Source organism: Bradyrhizobium sp. GW821-FHT12B03 (assembly GCF_058807535.1).
Map to the genome: position 1 here is coordinate 68,487 of NZ_JBXAQU010000004.1, position 12,545 is coordinate 81,031.

Annotated in this window: 3 protein-coding genes; 1 reads left to right on the forward strand and 2 read right to left on the reverse strand. The window is 64.7% G+C overall.

The annotated features are described in order from the left end of the window. Positions 1-10: 10 nt before the first annotated feature. Positions 11-2,236: a CHASE2 domain-containing protein gene (locus AC1RUR_RS09930; protein ID WP_492843305.1), complete on the reverse strand. Its 2,226-nt coding sequence runs from the start codon at positions 2,234-2,236 to the stop codon at positions 11-13. A gap of 152 nt (positions 2,237-2,388) precedes the next feature. After that, positions 2,389-11,007: a FecR domain-containing protein gene (locus tag AC1RUR_RS09935; RefSeq protein ID WP_492843307.1), complete on the reverse strand. Its 8,619-nt coding sequence runs from the start codon at positions 11,005-11,007 to the stop codon at positions 2,389-2,391. Between the two features lie 741 nt (positions 11,008-11,748). On the opposite strand from AC1RUR_RS09935, the gene AC1RUR_RS09940 reads away from it, so the two are divergent. After that, positions 11,749-12,477, forward strand: coding sequence for a transglutaminase-like cysteine peptidase (locus AC1RUR_RS09940; RefSeq protein ID WP_492843309.1), 729 nt, complete (start codon positions 11,749-11,751; stop codon positions 12,475-12,477). Positions 12,478-12,545 lie beyond the last annotated feature (68 nt).

Below are 12,545 nucleotides of genomic sequence, written 5' to 3' on the forward strand. Positions count from 1 at the left end.
ACCCGCCACACTACTTCGTCAGCAGCGCATAGGCCCCGTTCCAGTCTTCCGCCGGCGGATTGAGCTGGAAGTCCCTGATGCGGGCTTCGTAAAGCTTGAACAGCTTTTCCAGCGTATCGGCATCCTCGCTCTTGCGGCCGCGCTCGATCGCGTCCAGCGCGCCCTGCCAGTCGCGGCTGCGGTAACATCCGAGCATTTCGATGGTGATGTTGCGCAGGCGCTGGAAGGCGCCGGAATGCATCACGTCCTCACGGCCGGCGATGGCATAGATCACCTCCGGCTCGCTCTTGCCCTTGACCATGATGAAGTCGAGCTCGAGGATCGCGAACTTGTCCTTGGCGGCGAGCGCCGTGCTGGAGCCGACGATGATCGGGAAACCGTACTCCTTGGTCTGCCCTTCCAGGCGCGAGGCGAGGTTCACGCAGTCGCCGAGCGCCGTATAGTTCTTGCGCAGATCGGAGCCCATGTTGCCGACCACGCCGATGCCGGTGTTGAGGCCGATGCCGACATTGAGCGGGATGTAGACGTGGCCGCCGTCGGCGGCCTCCTGCTCGCGCTCCCTGTTGACGGCGTCGATCCGCTCGAGCATCTGGATCGCGGCCTCGCAGGCGTTGATCTCGTGCTCGGCATCGTCGAGCGGCGCATTCCAGAACGCCATGATGGCGTCGCCCATGTACTTGTCGACGTAGCCCTTCCGCTCGGTGATCACGTTGGTCAGCGGGGTCAGGAAGCGGTTCATCAGCGCGATGAGCCCTTGCGGATCGTGCTTGTAGCTCTCCGAGATCGACGTGAAACCGCGCACGTCGGAGAACATCACCGTCATGCCGCGCTCCTCGCCGCCGAGCACGAGCTTCTCCGGCGTGAGCTGCTCGACCAGGACCGGCGACAGATATTGCGCGAACATGCCGCGGATCTCCTTGCGCTGGCGCTGCTCGCGCACGAAGCTCGCGAAAATCAGCGTCAGATAGACCGCGGTGGTCGACAGCAGCGGATAGGTGAAGTCGATCAGGTAACGGTGCTGCGCATAGAAGAACCAGGATACGCCGATCAGGATGGCCGCGAAGGCCGCGCCGGCGAGCACCAGGCGCACGGGGCCGAGATTCGGCGTCAGAATGATGACAAGCAGGCCGATGACGAGCGCGGCCAGCAGCTCGACGCCGAGCGCGTAGTTCGGCTGCGAGATCACCGCACCGCTCAAGACGCTCTCCAACACCTGGGCATGGATCTCGACACCCGGCATGGTCGACGACACCGGCGTGGTCTTGATGTCGTTCAGCCCGACCGCGGAGGTGCCGACCAGCACCAGCTTGCCGGCGATCTTTGCGGGCGGCACGGTGTTGTCGAGCACATCGGCCGCGGAGACGTAGATGGAGGGATCCTGACGCGCGTAATGCACCCAGAGCTGGCCGTTCCTGTCGGTCGGAATCTCCACACCCTTGAGGCGCACGGCCCTGATGCCGGTCTTGTCGGTCCGAATTAGCAGCGTCGGCGTGCCCGTGACGACGCGCAGGATCTCGAGGCTGAGCGAGGGCATGATGTTGCCCTGCGCGCGCATGACCAGCGGAACCCGGCGGATCAGGCCGTCACGCTCGGTCTTGATCGAGAACAGGCCGCGCCCCGCCGCGACCTTCTCGATCACGGGCACGTTGCGAAGCAGGCCGGGGAATTCGAACAGGAAGCGCTCGGCGCCCTCCTCCCCGACCGTGGCAACGCCGGTGAACGGCAGCGACTTGTCGATCTCGGACGAGATCGCCCGCTGTCCGGTCTCGCCCAGCACCACGCGCGAGCGCCTGATCGCTTCGGAGAGGATCTGGTCGTTGGTCGGCAGCTCGCGCAGCTTGGCGCGGGTGGCATCGTCCAGATAGCGCATCTGGCTCGCGACCAGATCCGGATTGAGCCGGTCGGCCTCGGAAAACACCACGTCGAAACCGATCGCGACCGCGCCGTTGGCGGTGAGATTGAGGATCAGGTCGGCGATCCGCGTGCGCGGCCACGGCCACTGGCCGAGCTTGGCCAGGCTCTTGTCGTCGATGTCGACGATGGTGACCGGGCGCGCCGTCTTGTGGCGCGGGTCGATCAGCTGGAACATGTCGAAGGTGCGCAGCCGCAATTCCTGGACCGGCGGCGGATCCCACAGGCGCGCGCCGGCGGCCACGACCAGCAGCGCAAGGCACATCAGCCGCGCAAAGCCGAACTTCCACGCAAACCACCGCCGCAGGATCTTGAGACGTTTCATGGTGGGTTGGACTTCCTGCCGTGCATCACGCCTTGGGCGCCGATCATGCAGCGCCGGCGCACAATTGGCTATTCCCTGGCGGTGGAGGATTGTGGATTTTTTGCCGCGGTCAAAGCTGAGCGGAATTCAGCCTTCGGGGCGGGACCCGTTCACTAGGTGACGTGAAGGATGAAGTCGCTCGCCTGGACGCTGCTGACGCCCTTGAGAAGGATCGTGTCTGCCGGATCGATCGTGATCAGGGTGTCTGTTCCTGACGCGGCCACATGGTGAGCCATCCAGTCGGAAACGTCGGAGGCTCCGACGAACGACAGGTCGATATGGTCCGTGCCGGAGGCGAAGTTCACGATCGTGTCGTGGTTCGAGTTGGCCGCGAACACGAACTGGTCCTGGTATCCGGTGCCGAAGAACACGTCCTTGCCGGTCGTGCCGGTGAGCGTCACCGTGCCTTCCTCGGTCAGGTTGAAGATCAAATTGACCGTGTCGCTCGCGTTGTGGCCGTCGGTCACGGTGACCGCGACCTTGTCCGCCGCGGGCCCGCCACTGCTTGCCTCGGTGTAGGTCACCGCCAAAGCACCGGATTGCAACGAGGCGCTCGCAGCAGCCCCGGACTCGGCCACAGCAGCGGTGGTCAACGTGTCAGTGGCATCGGCGTCGGTGACGGACAGGCCGTTGACGGTCACGAGACCGCCGTCTTGCATGACGGTCATCGCGCCGACGTCAATCGCGGGCGCGTCGTTGGCGCCGGTGATGTTGACGGTGACCTCTGCCGTGTCGGTCTTATGGCCGTCGTCGAGCGTGATGGTGGAGACGATCTGTGCGGTCTGGCCTGCACCGAGGAAATCCAGCGCCTTGTCGGCAATCGAATAGGTCCAGGTGACGGTGCCGTTGTTGTTGCCGGCCTGCTGAAGGGTCAGGGCGTGTTGGAGAGCGGTGATCTGGTCCGACGTCAGCGTCATCGCCGTGGTGTGATCGAGCGCGGTCACCAACTGACCGGTGATGGTCGCGATCGGCCGGTCGGTCAGGTCGAAATCCTTGAAGACGATCGAGCCTGTCCCGCCGGACGCCGGGTCGAGCGCGGAGGAGCCGGTGGTGTTTTCAAGCTCGGGCACGGCTGCGGTCAGCGTCGCCCCGGCCGTCTGGAACGCCGGCGCATCGTCGGCCGCGTTGAACGTGATCAGCGTGCCGCCATGGCCGTCGCTGCTGCCGGCGAAATTGGCGTCGCTGTAGTCGGCGCCGGTGAGCTTCAACGTAATCGAATGGCTGTGGGCGTCGCTCACCACGAGCTCGCCGGTCACGGCGTTGTAGGTCGCCGACGTGCCGTCGTCATAAACGATGCTCGACAGGTCGATCTTGTCGCCCGCGGACAGCTCCGCGATCGAGCCGCCGAAGGTCGACGTGTCGATCTGAAGCTTGGCGCCGTCGCCGGCCAGCGTGATCGTTTGCGAGACCGTGTCCTCGAGCTTCAGCGTCGCGCCGGCATCGACGGTGACCGAGCCCGAGCCCGACAGCGTGCCGAACAGCGTCAGCGTCCCGGTGTGGACCTCGATGGTGCCGGTGTTGGCGATGACGCCGGTGATCGACGTCGTCCCCCAGCTGTCGATCTCGTGGGAATTGGTGATGTTCAGGCCGGAGCCGGAAACCGAGGCGCCATTGAGCAAATCGATGGCGCCCTCGTTGACGATCGAGGACACGTTGCCGAAGACGCTGGTGCCGGCGACGGTCCAGATGCCGGTCGCTTCGTTGTTGAACGTCGCGCTGGCAACGTTGATGTTGCCGTTGATATGACCGAAATTGTTGATCGTGACGGCGCCGCCGGTTTCGACGATCGCATAGGTCGTCGACGTCACGGTGCCGGACCCGATCGTTCCGGTGGCGGAATTGTCGATCGTCGCCGATCCGGTGGTATTTTCCTGGATGTAGATCGCCGCATGGGCGCTCGGCGCCACGATCGATCCGGTGTTGGTGATATGCGTCGAGCCGGTCGCGCCGGTCTCGTTCTGGGTGACGCTGATGCCGGCCAGGCTCGTGCTGGTGATGTGGCCGTCATTGACGATGGTGATGTCGCCGCTGCCGGTCGCGAGCGCGGCCAGACCGACCGTGCCGGTGGCGGAACCGCCGTTGGTGACGCTGACGTCGCCGCCGCCGTGGTCGAAGGCGCCGATCGCGATGCCTGTGGTCGCGGTGATCGAGGATGTCGCGCCGGTCGTGACCGTGACGTCGCCGGCAGCGTAAGTGAACGCCTCGATGCCATAGCCCGCATCCGCGATGATCGTCGCGTCGCTGGTGACGATGACGTCGCCCACGACTGCGTTCGAGAAGGAGGCAACGCCGCCCGGCTTGTAGCCCGCGATGATAGCGCCCGGCGTGGTGCCATCGTTGTTCAGCGTCGAGCCCGAATGGATCGTACCGTGCGCCTCGATCGAAATCGTGCTGTCCACGCCGGCGGCGATCGCGATCGCGTAGTTGACGGCCACGATGCCCGAACTGCCCGAATTGATGCTGTCGCCGTTCGCCAGGGTGACGCTGATGTCGCCCGCGTCGATGCTGTAGGCGAGAATGCCGTAGCCGGACGTGCCCGTCACCGATGCGTTGGCACCCAGCGCGACGTTGACGTCGCCGGTGCCGCCGCTCAGTGCCTGGGCAAGGATGCCCATCTCGGCACCGACAATCGTGGTGCCGGCGCCGTCGTTCACCGTGACGTCGCCATTGCCGTAATTGTAGGCGTGAATGCCGTAGCCAGCCGCGGCGGTGATGTTGGCATGGTTGTTGACGACTACCGAGCCGTTGACACCGGTATTGGCGACGGCGCCATTCGTGGCGCCGGTGTAGCCGACCTCGATGCCGCCCGGCAGATTGTTACCCACGTTCAGGCTGCTGCCGGAATTGATCGTGCCGTAGGCATTGACGGTGATGGTGCTGCCGGATGCCGCGCCGAGCGAAATCGCCCGGTTGACGGCGACGATGCCGGAGCTGCCCGAGGTGATGACGCTGCCGACCCCGGTCGTGACGGTCTGGTCACCGGCGCCATAACTGCGCGACCGGATGCCGTAGATCGAGCTGCCCGTGATGGTGCCGCCGGCGTCGATGGTGATGTCGCCGCCGCCCCTGGTCTGCGCATCGATGCCGTAGTCGCCGCCCACGGCGCCGCCGCGCTGGGTGATCGAGATGTCACCGCTATTGGCGCCGTTCAGGTTCTCGACGAGGACGCCGATCGAACTCGCCCCCGTGCCGGTCGCCTTGCCGGTGAGGTTGTTGACCGTGATATCGCCGGAGCCGGTCGCACTGTCGCGCAGCGTGATGCCATTGCCGTTCTGGCCCACGATATCCTTCGTCGCGGTCAGCGAGATGTCGCCGGTGCCGTTCTGGGTGACGACGATGCCGTTGGCCGCGCCGGTCAGTACGCCGGCGGGCGCAAGGACGATGTCGGCTGGCGTGGCCAGCGTGCCGCCCGACGCGGTGAAATCGAGCGCATCGCCGCTTCCGCTGGTGATGTCGGCGGCGCCCTTGATCGTAAACGTCCCGCCGCTCGTCGACTGGCCGGCGATGGTACCGGTAAAGCCATGGCTCGTGTTGTCGAGCTGGAGCGTATCGGCGCCGCCGGCGAAGGTCACGGTCTGCGCGTCCGCGCCGCCGAGCTCGAGCGTCGCGCCGTTGTCGATGATCAGAGTGCCGACGCCGGTGAGGCCGCCGGCGAGGTTCAGCGTGCCGCTCTGGACCTCGATGGTGCCGGTGTTGGTGACAGCGCCTGTGACCGTGTCGATGCCGACGCTGTAGAGATTGCCGGCGTTGGTCAGGCTGCCGTCGTTGATCGTAACGTTGGTCAGGTAGAGTTTCGACGCGGCGTCGACCGTGATCGTTCCGCCGGTGTTGGTGACGATGGCGGTCGTCAGCTTCAGCGTGCCGCCGGTCACCGCCTCGATCAGGCCGTGATTGGTGATGGCGTGGAGGGTGCCGGGATCGATCGTCAGCGTGCCGCTGGTGACGGAGATCGTGCCGGTGTTGGCGATGGTGACGCCGGCGTTGTCGATGGCGCTCGTGCCGGTCGCCTCCAGCGTGCCTGCGACCGTCACCGTGCCGCCGTCGATGGTCGCGCCCTGGAGGTCGAGCGTCGAGCCGGACTCGACCGACACCGTGCCGCCGGTATTGGCGACCGTCATCCCGATCAGCTTCAGCGTGCCGACGTTGATCGCGGCCAGCGTGCCGGTGTTGGTGACGGCCTCGCCGTTGATGTCGAGCTCGGCGCCGTTGGCCCTGATGGTGCCGGCATTGGCAATGGCGGCCGAGGTCGTGGCGGCGAGCGTCAGCAGCCCGCCGATCGCCTCGATCAGGCCGTTGTTGGTGATGGACGCATTGGTGACTGTGCTGGCGCCGGACGAGGCCAGCGTACCGAGCACGTTGAGCTGGCCGCCGGTGACGCTCGCGCCATTCAGCGTCAGCTTCTTGCCAAGGTTGACCTTCAAGATACCGCTATCGGCGATCGACGTGCCGGAAACAGTCGCATCGTCGAGCGCCAGTGTCGCACCGCTCTCGATCGTGACGAAGCTGGTGTTCAGCGTCGCACCACCGTCGATCGCGCTATTGCCGGTGACATCGATCGTTCCAGTGCCACCGATCGCACCGCCGCTGATCTCGGTACCCGACAGCGTCAGGGTTTGACCGCCGTCGACGGTCACCGTGCCGTTATTGGTCACGACGTCGTTGAGCAGGGTCGCAGGACCCGATATCTCCAGGGTGCCATTGTTGACGATCGGGCCGCTTCCACCGCCCACGGCCTCGGCGAATATGACGGGGCCAATGGCGAAATCGTTCAGCGAATATGTCACGCTGGTCAGGTGAAATTTGACCTTGGCGATATCGGCGCTGCTGCCGGTCAGCTCGATGAAGATCGCCGAATTGTCGGCACTGCTGGTGCTCACGCCGTTCTTGCTGACCGAACCGATCACGTTGCCGGTCAAGTCGTAAGCGATGATCTCCGCCGTGAAGCTGCCGTAGTAGTCGGCTTGGATCTGTGCCCCCGCCGAAGAGACTGGGGCCGCGAATTGGACCGTGATGTCGGGTCCCGCGCCCCGATCCCACAGGAGGTGGGTTCCCGGCGTGAAATTACCCAACCAGCCATTGTCTTGATCGCGGAGCTCGAAGATGCCGCCAGCGGAGCTGACCGTGCCGCCGGTGCCGTTGGTCGCTACGACCTGCAGCGGGCTGCCGAGCACGGTGTAGGACGTGCCGAGCTGCCCCCAATCGTATCGTGCGGTGGCGGGGCTGGCGCCCGTCGGAGCGAAGGCGCTCGACCCACCCTTGATCACCGCGCCACCCGTGAGCTTCACGGTGCCGTCCAGCGTGAGGCTGCCGTTGTCCGAGATCGTCGTGCCGTCGACCGTGACGTTATCGAGCGTCAGTATCTTGCCAGCTTCGACCGTAACGGCGCTCGTGCTCAGCACGGCATGGCCGTCGATCACGGTGTTGCCGGTAACGTCGATCGTGCCGGCACCCGTGATGGCGCCGCCGGTGATGGTGGCATCGTTCAGCGTCAGTGCGGCATTGGCATCGACGATGACGGTACCAATCGAATTGTCGACGGTCGCGCCCTGATCGATCGCGAGCGCACCGCCCGCCGCCACTTCGATGGTGCCGGCATTGGTGACGGTCTCGTGCTCGAGCGCATTACCGGTGCTGCTGACCTTGAGCGTCGCATTGTTGTCCAGGATGCCGCCACTCAGCACGGCATTGCCGGCCAGGTCGATTTCGCCGTTGCCGGTCAACTCGCCGGCACCGCCGATCGACGCATCATTGACGGCCAGCTTTCCGCCGGCATCGACGATGACGTTGCCGGCATTGGCGACGGTCGAGCCCTGGTCGATGGTCAGCGCGCCGTTCGTCAGCACCTCGATCGTTCCGGCGGCGGCGTTCGTGATCGTCTCGCCGTGCAGCGCGTTACCGGTGCCGCTGACCTCGAAGGTCGCATTGTTCGCCAGGACGCCGCCGCTCAGCACGGCACTGCCGGTCAGCTCGATCTCGCCGTTGCCGGTCAACTCGCCGGCACCGGTGATCGTCGCGCCGTTCACCGTCAGCTTTCCGGCGGCGTCGACGGTGATTTGGCCGGCGTTGGTGACGCTGGAGCCCTGGTCGATGGTCAGCCAGCCATTGGCCAGCACCTTGATCGTGCCGGTGGAGGTGTTGTCGACGGTCTCATGGGCAAATTCGACCGTGCCCTCGACATTGACCGTGCCGGAATTGTTCAGCGTGCCGTTCTCGATCAGGCTGGCGCCGTCGAGCTCGAGCGTGCCCAGAATTGTGACGGTGCCACCATGGATGGCTGCATTGTCCACGATCAGCGTCGCGCCGGCAGCGGCCTTCAGCGTGCCGCCGGCATTGGCAATGTCGGCCAGCATCTTCAGGGTGCCGCCCGACAGCTCGAGCGTGCCGGAATTGGTGATCGTGGCGCCGGCAGCGAAATCGCCACCGCCGGCGAGAGTCAAATGGCCGGCATTGGTCAACACGCTCGTGCCCAAGATCTCGGCCTTGCCGCCGACCGACATCGTGCCGGTCACGGCGTTGGTGAGGATCGAGTCCGCGCTCATGTTGAGCGCGCCTGATATCGTCAGCGAGCTCAGGTTGATCAGTTTCGGCGGCGGGCCGCCGAAATCGTTCATCGTGATCGACTTGGCATAGGCGGCCGTATCGATCGTCACCGGATAGGACGGCGTCAGGCCGTGCAGCTGATCGGTGATGACGATGACGTCGTCATTGATGGTCGGGACCGTACCGGTTGCCCAGTTGGCCGCATCCTTCCAGAAGCCGCCGGAGGGAACACCAGGCTTGTCGGTCGCGATCCACACCACCGCGGGTTCGTCGGTCCCCGTGATCGTGACGGTGATGGTCTGCTGCGAGGTGGCGCCTTGCGAATCCGTGAGCGTCACGGTGTAGACCAGAGTCAGCACCTCGCCCTTCGGGATGAAGTCGGCGAGATAGACCGGCAGGTCGGCCAGCGACCAGTTGATGGTGCCGGTGCCGTCCCCGGTGCTGTCGGCGCCCGCCGCGATCGCGACCGACATCGCGCTCTGGAACGCCACGAGCGGACCCGGGGGAGCGGTGCTGCCGTCAGGCAGGGTCGCGCTGGTCAGCACCACCGACACCGTATGCTTGTCGGTGAGATCGACGTCGGTGAAATTCAGCGTGCCCGACGTCGGAACGTCGCTGGTGAGCGGGCCACCCGGCACGCTGGTGCCGCCTTCGAATGTGATGATCGGAACGCTGGTGCTGATCACCGGCTTGTCGTTGGTGCCGGTGATCGTGATGGTGATCGGGATGAACTTGGTCTCGGGGTTCACCTGGAAATTGGTATCGACGCGGACCATGTAGGTCAGCGTCAGCGTTTCTCCGGCCGCGAGGAAGTCGAAGACGTGATCGGGAATCGTGTAAGTCAGGACCGCCGAACCGTTGTTGTCGTTGCCGGCGTCGGCGGCGACGCCGATCTGGATCTGCGTCGCCGCGATGTCCTGCTTCTGGAGCGCGCTGAGCGAGCCGGTGACGTCGTGATGGCTGGCGTCCATGTAGACGTAGTTTGGTGCGTCAGCGAGATTCACCGACACCGTCGGCCGGTCGCCCAGGTTTTGGTCGACAAAGGTGATCCGGAAGATGACCGTATCGGAATCCACGGTGTCGCCGGTCTTGTCCGCGCGCTCGGTCAGCGCGAACGCCGTCCTCACATTGCCGCTGGAATCGAGGCTTTGTGCCAGCGGCTGGCCGGGAATACGGGTGGCGGCCGGCGTGGACGTGCCGGGCGTCTGCGTCCCTTGCGGGTTGATGTTCGTGAAGGTCGCGATCGCGACGGCACCCGATCCCGACTTGAACACCAGGTCCTGGCTGCCCTGCGTGATCGTGTCGGTGAAGTGCGAAGCCAGCTTGGTGTTGGTGTTGTTGTCGGTGAACTTCAGCGTGAACACGTCGGTGATCAGCTTCTGAATGTCCGGCGACATCAGCGCATTGGAGATCGAGACGTTGCCGCCGCTGATCTGGATCATCTGGCCGGCCTGGTTGACCGTCGCGATCGGCAGCAGCGTGACCTTGTCGAACAGGATGTAGGACCCCGTCGTGCCGTTGGGCTCGACCAGCACCTGGAAGCTTGCCTGCGGCTGCGGATCGCCGCCGCCGGCGGGGACGACGAAGTTGATCTGGGTCAGCACTGCGGTGCCGCGGATGCCCATGGTGGCGACCGGCGTGTCGACCTTCATGTCGCCGTGCTTGGCGGTCTCGCCGGCGACGAAAGTGATGGTGCCCGCGACCAGGCTGAGCAGCGAGGAGTTGTTCGACCCGTTGGGGTCGTAGACCATCTCGTTCAGCACCATCCGCGCGTTGGAGGACAGGCCGAACACGGTGCCGTCGATGAAGGTGATGCCGAGCGTGGAATCCGCGCCGGTCGAGACGACGTCGCCCTTCTCGACATTGTCGCCGTTGTTCAGGATGACCGAAACGCCGTTGCGGACCGCGGTCGCGCTACCGGAGAGCTTGGTGACGTGGCCGATGACCTGGGCCGCGGCGGCGCCGGGCGCGGCCTGCGCATATTGCACATGGCCCGTGAGCGCATTGACGACGTCGCCGGTGAGGTGCGCGCCGTCAGGCGAAGCGATCGCAGCGCGCTTGTCGCCCCTAAAATAATCGTGAACGACGAACTCGTGCCCCTCATGGGACAGCACGAGGTCGAGGCCGGCGCGCTTGAAATCGCCGTTGAAGATCAGGTTCGGGTCGGGAACGACGAACGCGCCGTCAGGCACGTGACCCTGCCCCTTCGCGATAAAGGGCTTGGCGGTAAAAGAAGCGACATGGACATCGGCGGGCGAGCGGAAACCCTGGCCGTCCAAGGAAATCGCGGCGTCAAATTTGCCAGCGTAATTCAATCGGGCACCGCAAAAGGGTTAAAATCTAAGTAAGTATCGACCGCCTAAGCTTGCATAGCATTACCAAGTCCTTAGCGAAACCATCTATTGCTTGTGTGATTTCGCGTCACTTGACGATCGAGGCGCCCGAAGAGCAGTCCCCTCGGAGAGAAGGTGGAGTATTCCCAGCAGTATATTGAAGTTGAATTCGACTTATTTTCGCACATTTCCAGTCATCCTAAGTAAACTGCCGTACAGACTAGACGGCAGATACTTGTGTCATCTTTTCTTCGCAGGACCCCGCGCTATCCTGCGGGAAATACGGAACTAAATCTGTGATCCAACTAACAGAACCCGTGAAATAACGGGCCGTTAGCCATAGGCGACTGAATCAGCACCCCCACAACTTCTCCGGGCAAATGGTTGCATTTCGCGGCAGCCCGGCACCTCCTAGCTCCCGATTCGTAAAATTTTACGCAATTTGGGCAGGCCCGTTTCAGCCTGTCCCACGGTTTCGGGACCCCTGCCGGGCGCGTTAAGCAGAACAAAACGGCCCATCTCGCACTATCTCCGCGAAAGCAACAAAGCCCGGCACGACCAGGTCGAGGGGGACCTGGCGAAGCCGGAAGGGGATGTCAGATGGAGATCGCTGCTCGCTCGCGCGCCTGGCGCGCAATCCTTGTCCTGTGCGGATTGATCCTGCTCGGATCCGCCGCAGAGCTTCGTGCCGGCACGCTGCTGTCGCCGGGCGCAGGTATCCTCGTGCGCAAATCCGCCGAGCCATTCGGCGTGTTCGCCTTTGCCATCTCGTCCGGCGGGCTGCAGCAGAAATGGTCCGCGCTGAAGTCCAGGCTCGACGACGACATGGTGCAGCTCGCGCTGTGCGACGGCGACCGGGACAATTGCGCATCGCCTGCGGCATTGAAGCTGCTCGCCATCGTCGACCAGGCCCGCACCCGCGACGGCCGCGCCCGGCTGGGCGAGACCAATCGCGCCATCAACCTCGCCATCCGCGCCGCCGATGACGGCGCCGACGACGTCTGGAGCGCGCCGCTTGCGACCTTCCAGCGCGGCGCCGGCGATTGCGAAGACTACGCCATCGCCAAGCTGGCCGCACTGCGGCTCGCCGGCGTTGCCACCGAGGACCTCCGCATCGTCGTGGTGCGCGACGTCAGGGCCGGCGAGGAGCACGCGGTTGCCGCGGCAAAGCTCGACGGCCACTGGCTGATGCTCGACAACCGCCGCATGGCGATGGTCGAGGACGACGACGCGCGCACCTACCAGCCGCTGTTCGTGCTCCACCAATCGGCCGTGATGAAATATGTCGATGAGCCGGTGCGGCTGTCGATGGCTGCTGAGGCGCGTTGATGTTCTTGTAGCCCGGCTCGAGCGCAGCGACGTCCGGGGCCGCCTGTTACAAGAATCCCGGATTGCGC

Coding starts and splice junctions, on each gene's coding strand:
- AC1RUR_RS09930 (WP_492843305.1), bottom strand. CDS start 2,236: ATGAAACGTCTCAAGATCCTGCGGCGGTGGTTTGCGTGGAAGTTCGGC.
- AC1RUR_RS09940 (WP_492843309.1), top strand. CDS start 11,749: ATGGAGATCGCTGCTCGCTCGCGCGCCTGGCGCGCAATCCTTGTCCTG.